A 19,093-nucleotide genomic window follows, 5' to 3' on the forward strand; every position below is an offset into this window, starting at 1 on the left:
AGCCTCAGCCCGGGTAGACGCCGAGGTATTGCTCCAGAACCTCGGCAATGATCATCGACGGCACAAGCAGCACCATCACGATGGTCGAGACCATCAGCAACTGGTCGCCGACTATCATCCGAACGATGCGAAAGAGCGCGGCAATCAGGGTGATCATCAGCAGCAGCCAGAGGAAGGCCACGATACCGGCCAGTGCGGGCACGAACATCATGAGCAGCACGAGCAGGCCATAGGAATAGGAGACGGGCAGGGCGAGCCAATTGGTGACGACCACCATGGCTGCAAATTTCTCCCCTACCCCGATCAGCCAGCAGAGAATGCCGAGCAGCACGAGCGGAAACACCCAGTTCGACGCCTCGACAAGCGCAAGGCGGAAGAAGAAGAGGGCACCCGTCGCCGTGCCGTCAGGCAGGCCCTGGAGATAGAGGAGCCTCCACCAGGCAAACGAGACGAGGATCGCCGGCAGCGCCCAGAGGATCGACCAGAAGGAGCGCAAAGCCCCGCGGTCGGTCAGATCGAGATAGGAAAAGCCTGCCGGATCCTGCTTGAACAGCAGCCACAGGCCCCGGAGATAGAACTCGACCTCCTTAAGCGTCGGCATGGGCGAACCACTGTTCGATGAAGGTCTGGTAGATCACGGTGAGCGTTTCGAGATCCGAGACCGCAACCCGTTCGTCGACCATGTGCATGGTCTGGCCAACCAGGCCGAATTCTACGACCGGGCAATAATCCTTGATGAAGCGCGCATCGGACGTGCCGCCGGTGGTCGAGAGCTTCGGCACCTTGCCGGTGACGGTCTCGATTGCGCCGGAGAGCGAAGCGATCAGTGCGTTGTTGCGCGTCAGGAACACATGGCTCGGCCGCTCCGACCAGGTGATGTCGTAACCGATCGCTGCACGATCCGGCCGAAGTTCGGGATCGACGGCAGCTGCATCAAGTCGGCGCACGATTTCCGCCTTCACGCTGTCTGCGGTCCAGAGGTCGTTGAAGCGGATGTTGAACTTGAAGCGCGCAGAAGCCGGAATGACATTCGTCGCGGCATTGCCGACATCGATCGTGGTCACCTCGAGGTTCGACGGCTGGAAGCTTTCCGTACCCTCGTCGAACACCGGGAACATCAGGCTCTTGGCAAGCGACAGCGCGCCGCGCACCGGATTGTCGGCCAGATGCGGATAGGCGGCATGGCCCTGCACGCCCTTGACCGTGACGGTGCCTGAAACCGAGCCGCGCCGGCCGATCTTGATCATGTCGCCGAGCGTATCGGGATTGGTCGGTTCGCCCACCACGCAGGCATCCCACTTTTCGCCGCGCGCGGCTGCCCATTCGAGCAGCTTGATCGTGCCATTGACGGCGGGGCCTTCCTCGTCGCCGGTGATGAGAAGCGAGACGGAGCCTTTCGGCGCCTTGCCGGCTTCGACCAGTCGCGCATAGGCCGCAATGAAGCAGGCGATCCCGCCCTTCATGTCGACCGCGCCCCGGCCATAGAGCATGCCGTCGCGGATATCACCGGAGAACGGGCCTGCACTCCAATCGCTTTCCGCGCCGACGGGCACCACGTCGCTATGCCCGGCAAACATCAGATGCGGACCGTCAGAGCCGGCCCGGGCATAGAGGTTTTCGATGTCGGGCGTACCCTCGTCTGTCGCCACCATCCGGTCCACCTTGAAGCCGAGCGGCGAGAGAAAGCCCTCCAGAACGTCGAGCGCCCCGCCTTCGGCAGGCGTGACGGAAGGGCAGCGGATGAGGGCCTGGAGGACGTCGACGGGATTTGTAACGGTCATGGACACTTTTACGGGATTGACCGCGCGCCGGTTCAGGCCGGCAATCGGTCTCTGGGAGGATTTGGAAGACTTAGCTGATCCGCCATGACCTGTCACCCACCGCTCACGACGAACGCATGTCGGTTCCCGGCCCGTAACGGTTGTCGTCCTCAGCCGGTGGCCATACGCACAGCACGAAGAAAAGGATCAGCGAGAAGGCCGGCATCAAAAGCAGGATGGAGACCATTCCCGGCATGCCGATGTCGTGCAGCCGCTTGGTGCCCAGCATCAGCAGGGAAAGCAGCGAAAGGCTGGCCGAGGTGAGGAAGAGTGAAAAGCCGCCGGGCGAGACCTCGTCCGACCCTGTAACGAACGCGATCACCGCCGCGTTCGTCATCATCCAGAACAGGGTGCCGAGGATGAAGATGCGGCGGCCAATGCGCCCGTCCCAGAGGAAGAGCGCCCAGCCGACCGTCGTCTCGCGCCCCGGCCCGGACATCTGGTTTTAGTCGCGCAGAAGTTCGTTGATGCCGGTCTTCGAGCGGGTCTTCTCATCGACGCGCTTCACGATGACGGCGCAGTAGAGATGCGGTGCAGCCAGGCCGTTCGCCATGACGGCATTGCCCGACGGCATCGAGCCGGCAACGACGACGGAGTAGGGCGGGACTTCGCCATACATGACTTCGCCGGTGGCGCGGTCGACGATCTTGGTCGACTTGCCGATATAGACGCCCATGCCGAGCACGGAGCCTTCGCGGATGATGCAGCCTTCGACGACTTCCGAACGGGCGCCGATGAAGCAGTTGTCTTCGATGATGGTCGGGCCGGCCTGCAGCGGCTCCAGAACGCCGCCGATGCCCACACCGCCGGAGAGGTGGACATTGGCACCGATCTGGGCGCAGGAGCCGACGGTGGCCCAGGTGTCGACCATGGTGTTTTCACCGACATAGGCGCCGAGATTGACGAAGGACGGCATCAGGACCACGCCCTTGGAAACGTAAGCCGAGCGGCGGACGACGGCATTGGGAACGGCGCGGAAGCCGGCTGAGCGAAATTCGCTCTCGCCCCAGCCTTCGAACTTCGACGGCACCTTGTCCCACCAGGTGGAAGCACCCGGGCCGCCCTTGACGACTTCCATGTCGTTCAGACGGAAGGACAAGAGCACGGCCTTCTTCAGCCACTGATGCACGACCCAGGTACCGTCTTCGCCACGGGCGGCGACACGGGCTTTGCCGCTGTCGAGCAGGTTGAGTGCCGTTTCGACCGCATCACGGATCTCGCCCTTGGTCGCCGTCGTAACGGTATCGCGGTTTTCGAATGCCGCTTCGATGACGTGTTCGAGCTGGGCGAGATCGGTGGCGCTCATCTGAATTCCTTAAACTTCGTTGTCTACCGTGGGATTGGAAACGATCAGGATCTGATCGAAAAGTCGCGCAAAGCTCTAGCGCATTCAGGACGGGATGAAAACAGGCGCAGCAGCACTGCGTTTGTGAAAGGAAAAGGCATGGCACGGTGGAAAAACGGCAAGCACAGGCGCAAGGATGGATCCTGGGATCCGCTGAAGGATAGCTCCACCGACAAGCAGACGGCACAAGTCATTCCGCGCACCCCGCAATCGGCATCTTCCTCTTATACGCTTGCCTATGTCGATGAGGAATTTCTCTGCCGCGAGGAGCTGCGGCCGGTCCGCCTGCAGCTTGAATTGCTCAAGACGGAGATGATCCTCTCCGAGCGGAACATCAAATCGACGGTCGTCATGTTCGGCGGCGCCCGCATTCCCGCTCCCGGTCAGGCCGCCTGGGCCGCGAAGAACGATATTCAGAAGAAGAACCTGGAGAATGCCTCGGTCTATTACGAGGAAGCGCGCAAATTCGCCCAGCTCTGCTCGGCCCAGGCGAAGAAGATGGACTACCACGAATATGTCGTGGTCACCGGCGGCGGTCCGGGCGTGATGGAAGCGGGCAACCGCGGGGCGGAAGAGGTCGGTGCCCCCTCAATCGGGCTCAATATCGTGCTTCCGCATGAACAGGCGCCGAACCCCTATGTGACGCCGGACCTCAGCTTCAACTTCCACTATTTCGCCATTCGCAAGATGCATTTCCTGATGCGCGCCAAGGCGATTACCATCTTCCCGGGTGGCTTCGGGACGCTCGACGAGTTCTTCGAGACGATCACGCTCATTCAGACCAAGCGCATGGCGCCGATCCCGCTGATCCTCTTCTCCCGGGCTTTCTGGGAGGACATCATCAATTTCGAGGCGCTTGCCGCCTTCGGCACGATCGCGCCCGAGGATCTCGATCTCTTCCAATTCGCCGAGACGGCCGACGAAGCCTGGAAGATCATTGAAGACTTCTATGACCTGGACGACGAAACGGCCCCGTGAGGGGCCGCTCGCATTTTCGATTTTGGGCGCTGATCCGCTGGTTAGCGGAACATCACCGGCCGCTTCGGCATGTCGTCGGCGGTGATGAAGCCGTCCTTGTTGCGGTCCATACGGGTGAAGATCTTGTCGGCCATGGCTGTTGCTTCTGCCTGGCTGATCTGACCGTTTTCGTCAGTATCGGCCACTCGCATCATGCGACCGGGGCCGCGCATGCCATCAGGCCCACCACGGTTTTCGGCACGTTCGTTGTGCCAGCCGTGTCGCTTGCCTTCATGGCGCTTGCCTTCGTGACGCTTGCCATGCATGCCTTCGCCGCGCTGGCCGTCATCGTTCATTGCCTGCTCCTGAGGACCTTCGCCGGGCGGCGGCGTGGGAGCATCGGCCTCGGCGGTGTCGCGGGCGGCCTGACGTTCGGCGCGCATGGCTTCGCGCTGAGCCTTCCGCTCTTCACGCATCGCCTCGCGATGCTGGCGCATCTCGCCAGGTGTCAGGACACCATCCTTGTCGGCGTCGACGGCCGCGAACATGGCCGTGCTTGCGGCTGTCGCTTCTTCCTTGCTGATCTTGCCGTCCTTGTTCGTGTCATGCTGCTGCAGCATCTGGACGAACATCACTTCCGGACCACCACGGCCGGGGCCACGGCGCTCGCCGCGGTCCTGCGCGAACGCGCCACCGGCGGTGGTACCGACGAGGAGGGAGGCTGCCACGGCGGCCAGCGTCAGGGTCTTGCCGTTCATTCGGGTATCCTTTCGAGTGCTTCGTTTCGATGGGATGACCGTAGCGGCGGGAAGACCCTGAACCTACTTAACTCTCTGTAAGCTGCATGAAACTTTCGTAAGCTTCCGCTCACGCCTCGTCGGCGAGCAGCCTTTGCAGGAAGGTCGTGAGATCGTCGGTGAGATAATCGACGACATCGGCATCGAGATGCTCCACCCGCTCCCAGGTTTCGAGGATCGCCGTGTCGAGATTGCGGGGTACGAGCAGCACGGTCTTCATGCCCAAAGACTTCGGCACCATCAGATTGCGCGGCAGATCCTCGAACATCGCGGCGTTCTTGGTGTCGATGCGGTTGAGGCTCGCGAACTTGTCATAGGTTGCGCCGGCCGGCTTCGGCACGTAGTCGGCAGCGACGATGTCGAAGATGTCGTCGAAATGATCGAGGATGCCGAGTGCCCGCGCGGCCGCTTCCGCATGCGCCACCGTGCCGTTGGTGAAGATGAACTTGCGCCCCGGCAGCCGCTTGATTGCCGAGCCCAGGGCCTCGTCCGGGATCAGGGCCGAATAGTCGATGGCATGGGCACGTTCGAGAAAGGCGTTCGGATCGACCTTGTGATGCAGCATCAGCCCGGCCAGGGTGGTTCCGTGTTCGTGATAGTAGCGCTTCTGCAAGAGCTTCGCTTCTGCCGGCTCCATCTGCAGCAGCTCGGCGACAAAACCGGTCATGTTCGTGTCGATCTGTGCGAAGAGGTTGATGTGATGCGGGTAGAGCGTGTTGTCGAGGTCGAAGACCCAGTCGCGCACATGAGCGAAATCGGCGGGCGAGGGGATCTTGGCTGGGCTGTTCATCAGGTCCTCTTGGGCATTGCAGACTGCCTGGCGACGCCGGGCGCGTTGCCTCTAATTAGCATTGGTCGCCGCTTCGGGAAGTGCTATCTGGAAAAGATGGGAAAGAAGATGGCGATTTCGGCGATGAAACGGCTGGTGGTCCTGCAGGATCGCAAGCGCCTGCCGTCGCGATTCCATCCGGTGAGTTCGGGCACCATTCGTCACCGTCAGGTCTGAGCCACCCGGCCCGCGTGTCAAGCGTCTGAGGCCTATCCGCCCTGCCTTCCCATCTTCGCCGCAAGCTGCCGAGACGCGCTGCGGCTCTTCTGGACATCATCCCATGGAACTCTGGGCCATCATCACCATTGGCAGCGCCTTCCTGCAGAACCTGCGCTCAGCGCTGCAGAAACACCTCAAAGGCCGCATGGGCACGACAGGGGCGACCTTCGTGCGCTTCGGCTTCGGCCTGCCTTTCGCCTTTCTGTACCTCGCCATTCTGCATCTCGGCCTGAACCGGTCGCTGCCCGTCCCGGGTCTGACCTTCGCGATCTGGGCGCTGATCGGCGCCTTTGCCCAGATCGCCGCGACCTTTCTGCTCGTGCACCTTTTCTCCTTCCGCAACTTCGCCGTCGGCACCGCCTATTCGCGCACCGAGCCAGCCCAGGCAGCACTGCTGGCGCTGGTTCTCTTCGGCGAAACGATCGGGCTCGGGACGGTCGCTGCCATCCTGGTGTCGATCCTTGGTGTGATGCTGATCTCGGTCGCACGCACGGCATTTACGCCTTTGAGCCTCGTGACGTCGGTCGCCAGCCGGACGGCGTTGATCGGCCTGACCTCGGGCTTCTTCTTCGGCATATCCGCGATTGCCTATCGCACCGCGTCGCTGTCGCTCGCCCCGAGCCTTCCCGCACCCGATGCCGTGGTGCAGGCCGGCTACACGCTCTGCGTGGTCATCACGGTCCAGACCGTCTCAATGCTGCTCTGGATGATCTGGCGCGATCGTGCCGAACTGACCCGCGTGCGCGCCGCCTGGAAGGTCAGCGCTCTTGTCGGCTTCGTCGGCGCCACCGCCTCCTTCGGCTGGTTCACGGCGATGACCCTGCAGCAGGCAGCCGTCGTCAAGGCACTGGCCCAGGTCGAGATGCTCTTCACCTTCGCCTCCGCGGTGCTCATCTTCAAGGAGAAGATCAACCGGCTGGAGATCGCCGGATGTGTGTTGATCGTCTTGGGCGTGCTGCTGCTGGTTCTCGTGTGAGGGTGGCGATACCCCCCCGTTGCGAGCCATCCGGCTGCGCGATACACCGGACGGAGCAGCGCGCCGAGGGCGGGAGAGACATGATGGACGCCAAGACACCCGCGATACCACCGACCAGCGTCGACGCCACGCACCCTTACCCGAAGCGCTGGACGGCGCTGATGGTGATGATGCTCGCCAACTTCATGAACCTGCTCGACGTCACCATCGTCAATGTCGCGCTGCCGAGCCTGCAGTCCGAACTGGGTGCGACCTCGAGCCAGATCGAATGGGTGGTGGCGGGCTACGTGCTGGTTTTTGCGCTCGGCCTCTTGCCCTTCGGCCGCCTGGGCGATGTGCGCGGCAAGAAGCAGGTCTTCATCGCGGGCGTTGCGGCCTTCAGCCTTGCCTCCCTGCTGTGTGGTCTGGCGCCCGATATCGGCTGGCTTGTGGTCGCGCGGCTCCTGCAGGGTATGGGCGCGGCGGTGATGACACCGCAGGTGCTGGCGATTGCCCAGATGATGTTTCCGCCGAAGGAGCGGGCGGCGGCATTCTCGCTCTTCGGCTTGAGCGCCGGCCTCGCCTCGGTTTCAGGCCCCATCCTCGGCGGCTGGCTGATCGCGCTCAACCTCTTCGATCTCGGCTGGCGACCGATCTTCCTGATCAACATCCCCGTCGGCATCATCACCATTCTACTCGGATGGCGGTTGATCCCCGCGCTCGCGCCCAAGCCCGGCCTGAAGAACGACTTTGGCGGCATAGCACTCGCCGCGTTGACGATCTTCTGCGTCATCTTTCCGCTGATCGAGGGCCGAGGCTTCGGCTGGCCTCTCTGGTGTTTCGTCATGCTCGCCATGGCCTTGCCCCTCGGCATCGCCTTCGGCTTCTGGGAGCGTCGACAGCATGACCGGAAGGCACCCGAACTTCTGCCCGTGGCGCTGATGAAGAACCGCAACTATGTCATCGGCTCGCTGATGACCGCGACCTTCTTCTCGACGCTGCCGGGCTTCTTCCTGATCTTCGCGATGTTTCTGCAGCAGGGTTACGGCCTGACGCCGCTGCAATCGGGTTTGACGACGGTGCCCTTTTCGGTAGGCATCTTCGTCGCCTCGCTCATCTCCGGCCGTCTCGGCAGCATTGCTCCACGTGTCCGCGTGATCGTCGGCGTGGTGATGGTGGTCATCGGCATGGGCCTGTTGCGGATGGAAATCCAGACGGTCGGTGAAAACATCGACCGCATGGCGCTCCTGCCGTGGTTCCTGCTGAGCGGCCTTGGCATGGGCATCGCGATCGCCCCGATGTTCCAGCTGGTGCTGGCGGGCGTGCCGCCGCAGGATGCGGGCGGTGGATCTGGTGCGCTTCAGGCGATCCAGCAGGTGGGAAGTGCACTAGGAATTGCCATTGTCAGTGAGATCTTCTTCTCCGATCTCGCACGCAATGCGGCAGCAGGCATGACAGGGAAACAGGTCTATGCCGAAGGCCTGAGCCTCGGCCTCATCTACAACTTCGTCGCCTATGCCGTCGTGCTGATCGCTGTCCTGTCGATGCGCACCGTGACCCCGGGAAGCGAGAAACTGGAGCGTCCGCTGCCGATCGAGTGACCGGCAGCAGGCCTGGTCGTCATATCAGGGGACGAGGAGCGTACCGGCGCCGGTCTCGGTGAAGAGCTCGAGCAGCACGGAATGGGCCGTCTTGCCATTGAGGATGACGACGCCCTGAACGCCGGCACGGATCGCCTCGATGCAGGTCTCGACCTTGGGGATCATCCCGCCGGAGATTGTGCCGTCCTTGATCAGAGCATGCGCTTCGGCAACCGAGAGCTCCTTGATCAGCTGGCCGTTCTTGTCGAGAACGCCGGGCACATCGGTGAGGAAGAGCAGGCGCGAGGCATTGAGCGCGCCGGCGATCGCGCCGGCAAAGGTGTCGGCATTGATGTTGTAGGTATGGCCGTCACGGCCCGGTGCGACCGGTGCGATGACCGGGATCATTTCCGAGCGGGCGAGCAAGTCGAGCAGCGTGCGGTCGACCTCGACCACTTCGCCGACGAAACCGAGATCGAGCACGCGTTCGATATTGCTGTCGGGATCGCGGACCTTCTTCTGCGCCTTTTCGGCAAATACCATGTTGCCGTCCTTGCCGCAGAGCCCGATCGCCCATTCGCCGGTCTGGTTGATCAGCGCGACGATTTCCTTGTTGATCGAGCCAGCGAGAACCATCTCGACGATCTCGACCGTCTTCTGGTCGGTGACGCGAAGGCCGTTTTCGAAGCGCGATTCGATGCCCATCTTGGCGAGCATGGCGCCGATCTGCGGGCCGCCGCCATGGACGACGATCGGGTTGACGCCGGACTGCTTCAGAAGCGCGATATCGGCGGCAAACGCCTTGCCCAGCTCGGGATTGCCCATGGCATGCCCGCCGTATTTGACCACGATGGTCTTGTTTTCATAGCGTTGCATGAAGGGCAGGGCCTGGGCGAGAAGCCGAGCCTGCGTTTCGCTTTCGGAAGCTGACATGGGAAACCTCACATTGGATCGCGGCCTTTTAGCGCATCGCCGCGAAGGAGGGAATAATTGCGCGACAATATAAGCGTCACGTGACATGCTTCTTCTTCTCGTCGCATTGTCCACCGAAGATGCCGCGCTATATCCTGGCCACTGCGTGAGGGGGCTCCATGGAACGCGACCACATCGGCAATCTGCTGGCGCGGGTAGCGCTGAAGGACCGTGCCGCCTTTTCCTTGCTCTACAGTCGCATTTCGGCGAAACTTTTCGCCATCTGCCTGCGTATGCTGAAAGACAGGGGCGAGGCCGAAGAGGCGCTCCAGGATGTGTTCGTCAAGATCTGGCACAAGGCCGGCAGCTACACGGGCGAGGGCGACAACGCCTATCCGTGGCTTTGCGCGATTGTGCGCTACCACTGTATCGACAGGCTGAGAGCCCGCCGACCGCAGGGGGAGGATATCGAGGCCGCGGTCGACATCGCCGATCTCGCGCCGGACCCGGAAGAGCATGCGGTGCTCAGATCGGAAGGCGGCCGCATTGACACTTGCCTGGAGGCATTGGATCCTGACAGGGCGCTCGCGGTTCGCCAGGCCTATGTGGAAGGACTGTCCTATCAGGAACTGGCGGATCATTTCGCGGTTCCGCTGAATACGATGCGCACATGGCTGCGACGCAGCCTGCTGAAACTGAGAGAGTGCATGGATGAGCACGCCTGACCAGAGCAAGGGAGACCGGTCGCGGGACGAAGTCCTCGCGGGAGAATATGTCCTCGGTGTCCTGAGCGGAGCCGATCGGCAGAAGGTCGACGCACGCCTGCGCCACGACCGGCAATTTGCCGCCATGGTCAAGCGCTGGGAAGAAAACCTCACCCAGTTCAACGACGATTACGCCGAGGCGCCGCCGCCGGATCATTTGTTCTCCAAGATCGAGGATCGTCTCTTCATCTCGCCGGCTGCCGTGGCAGCAGCCAAGGGAAGCCTGTGGAACTCGCTGGTGCTCTGGCGCGGCTTGAGCTTCGCGTCGATTGCGGCACTCGGACTTGTCGTCGGGTTCGATTATGCCGAACGCATTCGTCCGAAACCGCAGGCAGCGCTGACGGCCGAACTTGCCGGTGAGAACCAGGCGATCGCCTTGCATGCCCGTTACGACGGGACTTCGGGCCGCCTTTCCGTCACGCCGGTGGCGAGTGGCGGAGCCGATCAGAAATCGCTCGAACTCTGGCTGGTGGAGGGCGACCAGGCGCCGATCTCGCTCGGCGTGCTGCCGCAGACAGGGCAGGGCGAACTGGACGTGCCACAGGATCTGAGGGATCGCCTGGCGAGCGGCGTGGTGCTGGCCGTCAGCCTCGAACCCTTCGGAGGTTCGCCGACCGGGCAAGCCACCGGGCCCGTGATCGCACTCGGTGAAGTGCGTCCCTGACGAAGAAATTACGTTTTAATATCAGTCGATTGATGATCAGGCGGCCGAATTTTTCGCGCCGCCTGAAACTTGTTTCGAAGACGCTCCGTCCTTGAAGGCGTTCCGCTGAGGAACCACCGATGTCCCGCCCGAAACCGAGGGACACGGATCGCGAACACAAAGGACAGAGGAAACCTAAAATGTTCAAGACCGCTCTTCGCCCGCTCGCATTCTCTGCTGCCATCCTGGCCGGCGCTGCCGCAGCCTATGCCGCCAATCCGATGGTCGGCGGTGGTGAAATGCTCGAAACCAAGAACATCGTCGAAAACGCCGTCAACTCGAAGGATCACACGACGCTGGTTGCTGCCGTTCAGGCCGCAGGTCTCGTCGAAACCCTCTCGGGTGCCGGCCCCTTCACCGTCTTCGCGCCGACCAACGATGCCTTCGCCAAGCTGCCGGCCGGCACGGTCGATACGCTTCTGAAGCCGGAAAACAAGGAACAGCTGACGAAGGTGCTGACCTGCCATGTGGTGGCAGCCGATGTCATGTCGGAAGCCCTCGTCAAGATGATCGCAGATGATGGCGGCGAACACGACGTCACCACCGTGGGCGGTTGCGTGCTGAAGGCCAAGGCCATGGACGGCAAGGTGACGCTGACCGACGAGAACGGCGGCGTCTCTACCGTCACCATCGCCGACGTCAAGCAGTCGAACGGTGTCATTCACGTCGTCGACGCGGTGATCCTGCCGAAGATGTAAGACATGCGGTTCGGCCCGGTCTCCGCCTGACAGGGCCGACCTGATCGGAGCCTGAGCGTCAAAGGCCCCGACCGACGGCCTCGCTGATTGCCCCGCGCAATTGGTCGAGGCCGTCACCTTTTTCGGACGAGGTGGACAGGACGACCGGGAAGGCGGCAGGCCGCTTCCGGATCTTTTCCTGTGTCTCTGCAATCAGCTTCGGCACGGCCGGCGCCTTGATCTTGTCGGTCTTGGTCAAAACGATCTGATAGGAGACGGCCGCCTTGTCGAGCAGCGACAGGACTTCATCGTCGTTCTTCTTCAGACCGTGACGGCTGTCGATCAGCACATAGACGCGCTTCAGCGTCGCACGACCCCGCAGATAATCGAAGACGAGTTTCGTCCAGGCATCGACATGCTCCTTCGGTGCCTGCGCATAGCCGTATCCCGGCATGTCGACCAGTGCCATCGGCGGCAGGTCGTCGCCCTGGCCCGAATAGCCGTCCGGCACGAAGTAGTTCAGTTCCTGGGTGCGGCCGGGCGTATTGGAGGTCCGCGCCAATCCCTTCTGGCCGACCAGCGCATTGATCAGCGACGACTTGCCCACATTCGAGCGACCGGCAAATGCCACTTCGAGCGGTCCTTCCGGCGGCAGGAATTTCATCGACGGCACGCCGCGGATGAAGATCCAGGGCCGGCCGAAAAGCGGCAGGTCGTTCTTGTCGAGTGCATCGGTCATGGGTCTGGCCTTTCGTAAGCCGGACAGATCCGGGTTTTGACCGGGAAAGTCAAGCAGCCGCGGTCGGCAAGGGCCGCCGAGACTGCCGCGCGTGGCTGATCAGATAGGTGAAGAGGGCAGCCATGACGAGCGCACCGCCGATGATGGTGCGGGCCGACGGGATCTCGTTGTGCAGCAGCACCATCCAGATCGGAGCAAGGATCATTTCGCCGGTGCCGAGAAGGGCTGCGAGCGCCGAGGGGATCATCCGGGCTCCCGTGACATAGAGCGCCATGCCGAGGCCGAGATTGAGCGCACCGAAGCAGAAGAGCAGCGCCAGGTCCTGCAGCCCGACAGCGAAGGCACCCGCCTGGGTCGCGGCAATCAGGCAGGCAATGAAGGACCCGCCACAGGCAGCTGGTGTCATGCGAATGCCGGGATAGCGGCGGGTAACGACGGTCATGCAGGCGAAGATCGCGGGGATCGCGGCGGCGAGCGCCAGTCCAAGCGGCGAGCCGCCTTCGCCGATAGAGGAGGACACCATGATGCCGACCCCAAGGATGACGGCACCGATCGCCCCCCAGGTGACCGGTGTGATCGGCTCGCCGAGCACGATGCGCGCCAGCAGAGCCGCAAACAGCGGAATGGAGGCCATGAAGAGCACGACATTGGCGACAGGGGTCATGGTGACGGCCAGCACGAACAGCGTGGAGACCGATGCGAAACCTGCGGCAATGAATGCCCCTGGCCAGCCTAGCGCCCGGAAGAGGCGGATCGTGCCGGCGAGGCCGTCCCGGATCAGCATGAAAGCGAGCAGAAAGAGGCCCGCGAACAGGCAGCGCCAGAACACGATCGTCCAGCCATCCTCCACGCCGATGAAGCGCTGAATCGCGCCTCCATAGCTCCAGGCCACGGCGGAGCCGGCGACAAGCGCGATGCCGAGCCAGGAACGTTGTGTGGAGGAGGAGTCTGACATGGGATTAGGTCTCGATCACCATAGAAAAAGCCCCGGCATGGCCGGGGCTTTGCGCGTCACTTGGTCTGGGCCGGTTTTCGCCGGAACATGTTGCCGATGTTCTTGAACAACTCGATCTCGACGCCGTGCCGCTTCATGATGACTGCCTGCTGCAGGATCGACAAGGTGTTGTTCCAGGCCCAGTAGATGACCAGACCCGCCGGGAACGAGCCGAGCATGAAGGTGAAGATCACTGGCATCCAGTTGAACAGCATCGCCTGGGTCGGGTCCGGCGGCGTCGGGTTCATGCGCATCTGCAGCCACATGGTGATGCCCATGATGATCGGCCAGATGCCGAGATGCAGGAAGGTCGGCGCGTCGAACGGCAGGAGACCGAACAGGTTGAGGAAGGTCGTCGGATCCGGAGCCGAGAGGTCCTGGATCCAGCCAAAGAAGGGCGCGTGGCGCATTTCGATGGTGACGTAGATGACCTTATAGAGGGCGAAGAAGACCGGGATCTGCAGGAGCACCGGCCAGCAGCCGGCAACCGGATTGATCTTCTCTTCCTTGTAGAGCGCCATCATCGCCTGCTGCAGGCCCATGCGGTCGTCGGCATACTTTGCCTTCAACTCTTCGAGCTTCGGCTGCACGCGCTTCATGTTGGCCATGGACGCATACTGCTTGTTGGCAAGCGGGAAGAACAGGAGCTTGACGACGATGGTGGTCAGCAGGATGGCCACGCCGAAATTGCCGACCAGATGGAAGAAGTAGTCCATCAGGTGGAACATCGGCTTGGTGATGAAGTAGAACCAGCCCCAGTCGATCATCAGGTCGAACTTCGGAATGCCGAGGTTTTCCTGGTAGCTGTCGATGACCGGCACCTGCTTTGCGCCAGCGAAGACGAGCGTCTTCACCGAGGTGCTCTGGCCGGCCGGGATGCTCAGGGCGTCATTCTTGTAGTCGGCCTGATAGCGGGACTGGCCATCGGTGAAATAGGAGAAGCGTGCTTCGTAAGGCAGGGTCTGCTGCGGGATCAGCGATGCCGCCCAGTACTTGTCGGTGATGCCGAGCCAGCCGCCGGTCGCCTTCGGGTTGCTGATGGCGGCTTCTTCGACGTCAGTGTAATCATGCTCGACAAGGCTGCCTTCGGTGCCCAACACGCCGAGGAAGCCCTCGTGCAGAACGAAGATGGAAGGCGTGGTCGGCTTGTTGTAGCGGGTCACGCGGCCGTAGGGCGCAAGGCTCGCCGCTGCGGTGCCGTTGTTCACGATCGTGTCTTCAACGGTGAACATGTAGTGCTCGTCGACCGAGATCGTGCGGTTGAACGTCAGGCCCGATTCGTTGGTATAGGTCAGCGTGACCGGCGTCGTCTCGGTCAGCGTTGCGCCTTCGGGCGCGGTCCAGACGGTGTTCGGGCCCGGAACCGATCCGGCATTTTCACCGGCGATGAAGCCGAGTTCGGCAAAATAGGCGTCGCGGGTTTCAGCCGGATTGAAGAGTGTCACGATCGGGCTCGTCGGATCGACGGTCTCGCGATACTGCTTGAGCTTCAGGTCATCGAGGCGGGCGCCGGTCAGGTTGATCGAACCTTCGAGGTCTTGAGTCTCGATCGCAACGCGCGCCGTCTTGGCAACCGCAGCTTCACGGCTGGCTTCCGCATTCGCGGCACCACCGGCCGGCAGGTTGCCGTCGACGGTGGCGGCCGGCGTCGTCGCCTGCTGCTCGGTCTGCGCCTGCTGCTGGGCGATCTGGGCTTCCTGCGCCTGACGCTGGGCCTCGATGCGCGGGTTCATGTAGAAGAACTGCCAGGCGAGGACGATCACCACCGATAAGGCAATCGCGATGAAATAGTTGCGGTTGTTCTGCATCACTCTTTCCTGGGAGCGGTCTTGTTCGACCGGGAGTTATTCGTCTGGCGGTTCTCGATGCGCTGGATCAACTGACGGGACAACTGATCGAAAGGCACATCCAGGACCTCGCGCCGGGCGACAATGACATAGTCGTGTCCCGGCTGCATTGCAAACGCCGCATTCAGTCGCACGGCTTCTTTCAGCCTGCGCCGCATGCGGTTGCGTTCCACTGCATTGCCGTGTTTCTTGGTGACCGTAAAGCCCACGCGGGGCGGCGCTTCATCTTTGCGGTCCAGCACTTCCAGAAGGAAGGTGCGACCTTTGCGCGCTTCGCCGTGCCTGACGGCGAGAAACTGGGGCCGGCTTTTCAGCCGGCCGACAGGATTTTTGGAGTCCGTGGACGTCATGGGCCCGTCAATCTCGTCGGGCTCATACGGCCCTTAGGCCGAGAGCTTGGCGCGACCGCGTGCGCGGCGTGCGTTGAGGACCTGGCGGCCGCCCTTGGTGGCCATACGCGCACGGAAGCCGTGGCGGCGCTTGCGAACAAGCTTGGAAGGTTGGAAAGTACGCTTCGACATTTATTTAATACCGCGGTGTGCGGCCCTTCTTGGATGTGCAAATTGCAACAGCGTTTTGGTTCGTCGCACGGGTGAGCGCCGCCGGGCGCCTATATCCGAACGTGCGCGGCTTATAGTGTCAGGGGGCACAGGAGTCAATGATGCCGAGTTTTAAGGCCTGATCCGGCAAATAAAGGCGAAATTCCTCTTCTCGCCACACATCCGCCACGCCCTTTGCGTCGTTAACATGAACAAACTTTCATGTTTATTCGCTGCTTGCGCATGATAGGCATGAGAGACAGCATTGAACCGGAGACCGGGTGCCCCTTAGGCATGGCTCGCCTCCGGCCGTTGTGGATCGGGACGACAGGAATGAGGGCCTAATGCTCGACCGGCAGGATCATGATCTGCAGGCCGACCTCTCCGGAGGCTACGCCATGCCGTCCCGCATCCGCGGGCTTTCCGGCAAGCTCCTGTGGCTGACCATTGCCTTCGTCATGCTGGCTGAAATCCTGATATTCGCCCCCTCGATCGCCACCATGCGCCAGAGATGGCTCCAGGATCGGCTGAACACCGCGGCCGCCGCGGGCGTCGTCATCGACGGGCTTCAGCCGCTGGAACTGCCGCGCGGGGTCCAGGAAGACACGCTGGCGACGACGGGCACCAAGGCCATCGTCCTGCGCAAGGACGGCACATCGCGTCTTCTCGCCGTCACTGAAATGCCGAACGAGGTCGATGCCGCCTTCGACCTTTCCGATTATTCCGAGCTCGGATCGATCCGGGACGCCTTCTATACCCTGCTTCTCGGGGGCGACCGGTTGCTGCGCATTTACGGTCCCATTGCCGAAGGCAGCGACGTGACGGTGGAGATCGTCATCGACGAGGGACCGCTGCACAAGGCCATGCTGGGCTATGCCCGCAACATCCTTTTCGTTTCACTGATCATCTCGGTGATAACAGCGGTCCTGATGTTCCTCGCCATCAACCGCGTCATGATCATGCCCGTGCGCCGTCTTGCGCGCAGCATGCAGGCCTTTGCCGAGAACCCGGAGGACCCGTCGCGCATCCTGCCGGCGACGCACGGCAAGGATGAGATCGCCGTTGCCGGTCGGCATCTCTCGCGCATGCAGGACCAGTTGCAGAAGACGCTGCGCCAGCAGAAGACGCTGGCCGATCTCGGCCTCGCCGTCTCCAAGATCAATCACGACATGCGCAACATCCTAGCCTCGGCCCAACTGATGTCGGACCGTCTGGTCGATGTCGAGGATCCCCTGGTGAAGAGCTTCGCTCCGAAGCTGCTGCGCACCATCGACCGGGCTGTCGGTTATACCAGCGAGGTCCTCTCTTACGGACAGACCTCCGAGGCCGAGCCACGCCGCCGGCGTTTCCTGCTTTCCGAAGTGTGTCAGGAAGTGCGGGATCTCCTGCATCTCAGCCACGATTCCGGCATCGAATTCGTTGACACGATCGCCCCCGACATCGAGGTGGACGCAGACAGCGAACAGCTCTTTCGCGTCATTCACAACATCTGCCGCAACGCCGTGCAGGCGCTCGCCTCTTTCACGCCGGAAGAACCGGATCACGTGCGCCGCATCACGGTATCGGCCCAGCGCATGGGTTCGGTCGTCGCCATCGTCATCGACGACACGGGCCCTGGTATGCCGCGCAAGGCGCGCGAAAACCTCTTTGCCGCCTTTCGCGGTTCGGCACGTTCAGGCGGAACGGGCCTCGGTCTCGCCATTGCTCGCGAACTCGTGCTCGCTCATGGCGGAACGATCGCCCTTGTGGAAAAACCAGGCCCCGGCACCATGTTCCGGGTCGAAATCCCCGACAGGCCAGTGGCTCTCGACGACTGGCGCGCCCGCGCCTGAGCGGACGTTCCGCGTCGCATGAAAGGAAAATGACTCTTTTTTGAAATGGGCGCTTGCATTCCTGAGCGACCCGCTTTAGAGGATCGCCACACGCCGACGGACAGTCGGCCGGCACGCACCCGTAGCTCAGCTGGATAGAGCACCAGACTACGAATCTGGGGGTCAGGAGTTCGAATCTCTTCGGGTGCGCCATTTCTTTTCCCTAAGTAAATCAATGACTTAGAAGCAAAAGGCTCCGGAAACGGGGCCTTTTCTATGCCTTATATGCATCAATTAATTTCTGACATTGGGCCTTTTTCGGCCCTGTAGAGCCTAATTCAGCCTAGCAAAATGCACGATTGCACGGATTCTGCACGAGAAATGCACGAGCTGGGGATTGGTGCCGGTTGGGTTTGACAGAATATCTGACATGGGTTAGATATTAATGCAGATGATTAATTGAGTGATTCACCCATGCCTATCCAGCTTTGGACACCCGCACAGACCGTCGAGTTCTTCCACGCCCGTGGGCTGACCGACATCAATGAGAAGTGGGTGAAGAACCGCTGCGATAATGGCGACCTCCCATACACCCTGGTCGGACGTAAGCGGCGCATCCGTAGCGACGTCGCCGAGCGGCTGTATGACAATTGGGTCAAGGAAGCGATCTGAGGTGCAGGCAAAATAAAAGGCGGTACTAAGACCGCCCTTTTGTATATGAAAAATGTCTCAAGTAATAAGAATGCTATTATAACGCGGCGCCGATCCGGCCCTTGATCCTACCAAGCACGATGAGCTTGGCAGCTTCTACAGTGTTGCCAGCTTCGCCTGCCCGATCCGTGGTTCGGACGACGACGGTACCCGGCTCTGCGTAGTTCGCCTGGATGTTGACGACCTGTGCCGACAGACCGTTCCAGATGAGGTACATGCCTTCGCCGGTCGCCTTCGTCACACTCCCGTCGACCACCAGGTGATCACGAGGCTGGAAGCGCGGTGCGAACGTCTCAGACTCGATGTGGTAGATGAAGAGCTTGTCCAGCTCAGTCGCCCGCAGAGTGTCCTTGACGAACTCTGTGGATAGATAGTGGGTACCAACCACCCGGCGCTCATTTGCATCCGTGCCGAAGTCAACAATGTCGACCTTGACCGAATCGGTAGGCACACGATACTCGACCGGAGTGGTCACACCAAAAGCGATCCACTCAGGGCGAACGTAGAGTAGTTTCGCCATTTCCATGGTCTTTTCGTAAGACGGAAAGGTCAGGCCCGCTTCCCACTGAGTAATAGCGGTGCGGCTGATCGAGAGATGCTTTGCCAAGGCGCTCTGCGTCAGCTGCTGCTTCTCGCGAGCTTCTTTGATGCGGTCTTTAATTCCGGCTACTATCGGATTCTGTTCATTGCTCATGTTCGACTCCTTTTCCCTATGCCCTCCATCGGGGTGTTTAACGAAGTCCCAATTCCCCTTGGCAGCGCCATACAACGCGACTAAAGACAGAATTCATGACCTCGCGCAAGTGAACGAAGGCCGAACACAACTGAAAATAGCGCCGATGAGACAGAAAATGTGTCACCGGACGCTAAATATGGTTAAGATGTGAGTTGGTT

At 61.5% G+C, this 19,093-nt stretch carries 22 protein-coding genes and 1 tRNA gene; 10 read left to right on the forward strand and 13 right to left on the reverse strand.

What is annotated here, in order from left to right:
• Positions 1 to 4: 4 nt before the first annotated feature.
• From FAA86_RS10275 to dapD, 4 genes are all read right to left on the reverse strand, one after another.
• Positions 5 to 601, reverse strand: a complete 597-nt coding sequence (locus tag FAA86_RS10275) for a hypothetical protein (protein ID WP_136540291.1) — start codon at positions 599 to 601, stop codon at positions 5 to 7.
• Positions 588 to 1,781, reverse strand: coding sequence for a succinyl-diaminopimelate desuccinylase (gene dapE / locus FAA86_RS10280; protein WP_136540293.1), 1,194 nt, complete (start codon positions 1,779 to 1,781; stop codon positions 588 to 590). Before dapE ends, FAA86_RS10275 begins: the two co-directional genes overlap by 14 nt.
• 103 nt (positions 1,782 to 1,884) lie before the next feature.
• Positions 1,885 to 2,259, reverse strand: a complete 375-nt coding sequence (locus tag FAA86_RS10285; RefSeq protein ID WP_113460118.1) for a DUF805 domain-containing protein — start codon at positions 2,257 to 2,259, stop codon at positions 1,885 to 1,887.
• Positions 2,260 to 2,265: 6 nt separating this feature from the next.
• The gene (dapD, locus tag FAA86_RS10290; protein WP_136540295.1) at positions 2,266 to 3,126 is read right to left on the reverse strand and encodes a 2,3,4,5-tetrahydropyridine-2,6-dicarboxylate N-succinyltransferase; all 861 of its coding nucleotides are present in this window, start codon (positions 3,124 to 3,126) and stop codon (positions 2,266 to 2,268) included.
• Between the two features lie 138 nt (positions 3,127 to 3,264).
• On the opposite strand from dapD, the gene FAA86_RS10295 reads away from it, so the two are divergent.
• Positions 3,265 to 4,143, forward strand: a complete 879-nt coding sequence (locus tag FAA86_RS10295; RefSeq protein WP_136540297.1) for an LOG family protein — start codon at positions 3,265 to 3,267, stop codon at positions 4,141 to 4,143.
• Between the two features lie 41 nt (positions 4,144 to 4,184).
• On the opposite strand, the gene FAA86_RS10300 is transcribed toward FAA86_RS10295, so the two are convergent.
• The gene (locus FAA86_RS10300) at positions 4,185 to 4,880 is read right to left on the reverse strand and encodes an EF-hand domain-containing protein (protein ID WP_136540299.1); all 696 of its coding nucleotides are present in this window, start codon (positions 4,878 to 4,880) and stop codon (positions 4,185 to 4,187) included.
• A gap of 109 nt (positions 4,881 to 4,989) precedes the next feature.
• Complete coding sequence (locus tag FAA86_RS10305) at positions 4,990 to 5,709, reverse strand: pyrimidine 5'-nucleotidase (protein WP_136540301.1); 720 nt, start codon at positions 5,707 to 5,709, stop codon at positions 4,990 to 4,992.
• A 9-nt stretch (positions 5,710 to 5,718) separates the two neighbouring features.
• Here FAA86_RS10305 and FAA86_RS10310 point away from each other — a divergent pair, with 9 nt between their 5' ends.
• The 3 genes from FAA86_RS10310 (at position 5,719) to FAA86_RS10320 (ending at position 8,523) form a co-directional block, all read left to right on the forward strand.
• The gene (locus tag FAA86_RS10310; protein ID WP_136540303.1) at positions 5,719 to 5,925 is read left to right on the forward strand and encodes a hypothetical protein; all 207 of its coding nucleotides are present in this window, start codon (positions 5,719 to 5,721) and stop codon (positions 5,923 to 5,925) included.
• Positions 5,926 to 6,028: 103 nt separating this feature from the next.
• Positions 6,029 to 6,943: an EamA family transporter gene (locus tag FAA86_RS10315; protein ID WP_136540305.1), complete on the forward strand. Its 915-nt coding sequence runs from the start codon at positions 6,029 to 6,031 to the stop codon at positions 6,941 to 6,943.
• 83 nt (positions 6,944 to 7,026) lie between these two features.
• On the forward strand, positions 7,027 to 8,523 hold the full coding sequence (locus FAA86_RS10320) for an MFS transporter (protein WP_136540307.1): 1,497 nt from the start codon (positions 7,027 to 7,029) through the stop codon (positions 8,521 to 8,523).
• A gap of 24 nt (positions 8,524 to 8,547) precedes the next feature.
• Here FAA86_RS10320 and argB read toward each other — a convergent pair whose 3' ends face one another.
• On the reverse strand, positions 8,548 to 9,435 hold the full coding sequence (gene argB, locus FAA86_RS10325; RefSeq protein WP_113460111.1) for an acetylglutamate kinase: 888 nt from the start codon (positions 9,433 to 9,435) through the stop codon (positions 8,548 to 8,550).
• A gap of 158 nt (positions 9,436 to 9,593) precedes the next feature.
• Here argB and FAA86_RS10330 point away from each other — a divergent pair, with 158 nt between their 5' ends.
• The 3 genes from FAA86_RS10330 to FAA86_RS10340 all read left to right on the forward strand — a co-directional run bounded on the left by FAA86_RS10330 (position 9,594) and on the right by FAA86_RS10340 (position 11,579).
• Complete coding sequence (locus FAA86_RS10330; RefSeq protein WP_136540309.1) at positions 9,594 to 10,139, forward strand: sigma-70 family RNA polymerase sigma factor; 546 nt, start codon at positions 9,594 to 9,596, stop codon at positions 10,137 to 10,139.
• Positions 10,126 to 10,842: an anti-sigma factor gene (locus tag FAA86_RS10335; protein WP_136540311.1), complete on the forward strand. Its 717-nt coding sequence runs from the start codon at positions 10,126 to 10,128 to the stop codon at positions 10,840 to 10,842. The genes FAA86_RS10330 and FAA86_RS10335 overlap by 14 nt, the downstream gene beginning before the upstream one ends.
• 179 nt (positions 10,843 to 11,021) lie before the next feature.
• Entirely contained in the window at positions 11,022 to 11,579 is a 558-nt protein-coding gene (locus FAA86_RS10340; protein WP_136540313.1) for a fasciclin domain-containing protein, read from the forward strand.
• Between the two features lie 58 nt (positions 11,580 to 11,637).
• Here the strand turns inward: FAA86_RS10340 and yihA are convergent, their stop codons facing one another.
• Genes yihA through rpmH form a run of 5 tightly spaced genes read right to left on the reverse strand, consistent with a single transcriptional unit; the run spans position 11,638 to position 15,659 of the window.
• Positions 11,638 to 12,297: a ribosome biogenesis GTP-binding protein YihA/YsxC gene (yihA, locus tag FAA86_RS10345; protein WP_136540315.1), complete on the reverse strand. Its 660-nt coding sequence runs from the start codon at positions 12,295 to 12,297 to the stop codon at positions 11,638 to 11,640.
• A gap of 49 nt (positions 12,298 to 12,346) precedes the next feature.
• The gene (locus FAA86_RS10350; RefSeq protein WP_136540317.1) at positions 12,347 to 13,252 is read right to left on the reverse strand and encodes a DMT family transporter; all 906 of its coding nucleotides are present in this window, start codon (positions 13,250 to 13,252) and stop codon (positions 12,347 to 12,349) included.
• A gap of 56 nt (positions 13,253 to 13,308) precedes the next feature.
• A complete protein-coding gene (gene yidC / locus FAA86_RS10355; protein WP_136540319.1) occupies positions 13,309 to 15,099 on the reverse strand; it encodes a membrane protein insertase YidC in 1,791 nt (596 codons plus the stop codon).
• Positions 15,099 to 15,488 carry a ribonuclease P protein component gene (gene rnpA / locus FAA86_RS10360; protein WP_136540321.1) on the reverse strand — a complete coding sequence of 130 codons (390 nt, stop codon included), beginning with the start codon at positions 15,486 to 15,488 and terminating at the stop codon, positions 15,099 to 15,101. The genes yidC and rnpA overlap by 1 nt, the downstream gene beginning before the upstream one ends.
• A gap of 33 nt (positions 15,489 to 15,521) precedes the next feature.
• Entirely contained in the window at positions 15,522 to 15,659 is a 138-nt protein-coding gene (gene rpmH / locus FAA86_RS10365) for a 50S ribosomal protein L34 (RefSeq protein ID WP_006727993.1), read from the reverse strand.
• 416 nt (positions 15,660 to 16,075) lie between these two features.
• Between rpmH and FAA86_RS10370 the strand changes: the two genes are divergently transcribed.
• From FAA86_RS10370 to FAA86_RS10380, 3 genes are all read left to right on the forward strand, one after another.
• Positions 16,076 to 17,509, forward strand: coding sequence for a sensor histidine kinase (locus tag FAA86_RS10370; protein ID WP_246035050.1), 1,434 nt, complete (start codon positions 16,076 to 16,078; stop codon positions 17,507 to 17,509).
• Between the two features lie 115 nt (positions 17,510 to 17,624).
• A tRNA-Arg gene (locus FAA86_RS10375) sits at positions 17,625 to 17,701 on the forward strand.
• Positions 17,702 to 17,962: 261 nt separating this feature from the next.
• Positions 17,963 to 18,160, forward strand: a complete 198-nt coding sequence (locus FAA86_RS10380) for a hypothetical protein (RefSeq protein WP_136540325.1) — start codon at positions 17,963 to 17,965, stop codon at positions 18,158 to 18,160.
• A 76-nt stretch (positions 18,161 to 18,236) separates the two neighbouring features.
• Here the strand turns inward: FAA86_RS10380 and FAA86_RS10385 are convergent, their stop codons facing one another.
• Positions 18,237 to 18,893, reverse strand: a complete 657-nt coding sequence (locus tag FAA86_RS10385) for a helix-turn-helix domain-containing protein (RefSeq protein ID WP_136540327.1) — start codon at positions 18,891 to 18,893, stop codon at positions 18,237 to 18,239.
• Positions 18,894 to 19,093 lie beyond the last annotated feature (200 nt).

This window comes from Rhizobium rosettiformans W3, from assembly GCF_004912135.1.
Taxonomy (GTDB): domain Bacteria; phylum Pseudomonadota; class Alphaproteobacteria; order Rhizobiales; family Rhizobiaceae; genus Allorhizobium; species Allorhizobium rosettiformans.

Bases quoted from the DNA above. Each gene is read 5' to 3' on its own strand.
- FAA86_RS10275 (WP_136540291.1), bottom strand. From the start codon at position 601: ATGCCGACGCTTAAGGAGGTCGAGTTCTATCTCCGGGGCCTGTGGCTG.
- dapE (WP_136540293.1), bottom strand. From the start codon at position 1,781: ATGACCGTTACAAATCCCGTCGACGTCCTCCAGGCCCTCATCCGCTGC.
- FAA86_RS10285 (WP_113460118.1), bottom strand. From the start codon at position 2,259: ATGTCCGGGCCGGGGCGCGAGACGACGGTCGGCTGGGCGCTCTTCCTC.
- dapD (WP_136540295.1), bottom strand. From the start codon at position 3,126: ATGAGCGCCACCGATCTCGCCCAGCTCGAACACGTCATCGAAGCGGCA.
- FAA86_RS10295 (WP_136540297.1), top strand. From the start codon at position 3,265: ATGGCACGGTGGAAAAACGGCAAGCACAGGCGCAAGGATGGATCCTGG.
- FAA86_RS10300 (WP_136540299.1), bottom strand. From the start codon at position 4,880: ATGAACGGCAAGACCCTGACGCTGGCCGCCGTGGCAGCCTCCCTCCTC.
- FAA86_RS10305 (WP_136540301.1), bottom strand. From the start codon at position 5,709: ATGAACAGCCCAGCCAAGATCCCCTCGCCCGCCGATTTCGCTCATGTG.
- FAA86_RS10315 (WP_136540305.1), top strand. From the start codon at position 6,029: ATGGAACTCTGGGCCATCATCACCATTGGCAGCGCCTTCCTGCAGAAC.
- FAA86_RS10320 (WP_136540307.1), top strand. From the start codon at position 7,027: ATGGACGCCAAGACACCCGCGATACCACCGACCAGCGTCGACGCCACG.
- argB (WP_113460111.1), bottom strand. From the start codon at position 9,435: ATGTCAGCTTCCGAAAGCGAAACGCAGGCTCGGCTTCTCGCCCAGGCC.
- FAA86_RS10330 (WP_136540309.1), top strand. From the start codon at position 9,594: ATGGAACGCGACCACATCGGCAATCTGCTGGCGCGGGTAGCGCTGAAG.
- FAA86_RS10335 (WP_136540311.1), top strand. From the start codon at position 10,126: ATGAGCACGCCTGACCAGAGCAAGGGAGACCGGTCGCGGGACGAAGTC.
- FAA86_RS10340 (WP_136540313.1), top strand. From the start codon at position 11,022: ATGTTCAAGACCGCTCTTCGCCCGCTCGCATTCTCTGCTGCCATCCTG.
- yihA (WP_136540315.1), bottom strand. From the start codon at position 12,297: ATGACCGATGCACTCGACAAGAACGACCTGCCGCTTTTCGGCCGGCCC.
- FAA86_RS10350 (WP_136540317.1), bottom strand. From the start codon at position 13,252: ATGTCAGACTCCTCCTCCACACAACGTTCCTGGCTCGGCATCGCGCTT.
- yidC (WP_136540319.1), bottom strand. From the start codon at position 15,099: ATGCAGAACAACCGCAACTATTTCATCGCGATTGCCTTATCGGTGGTG.
- rnpA (WP_136540321.1), bottom strand. From the start codon at position 15,488: ATGACGTCCACGGACTCCAAAAATCCTGTCGGCCGGCTGAAAAGCCGG.
- rpmH (WP_006727993.1), bottom strand. From the start codon at position 15,659: ATGTCGAAGCGTACTTTCCAACCTTCCAAGCTTGTTCGCAAGCGCCGC.
- FAA86_RS10370 (WP_246035050.1), top strand. From the start codon at position 16,076: ATGCCGTCCCGCATCCGCGGGCTTTCCGGCAAGCTCCTGTGGCTGACC.
- FAA86_RS10380 (WP_136540325.1), top strand. From the start codon at position 17,963: ATGCCTATCCAGCTTTGGACACCCGCACAGACCGTCGAGTTCTTCCAC.
- FAA86_RS10385 (WP_136540327.1), bottom strand. From the start codon at position 18,893: ATGAGCAATGAACAGAATCCGATAGTAGCCGGAATTAAAGACCGCATC.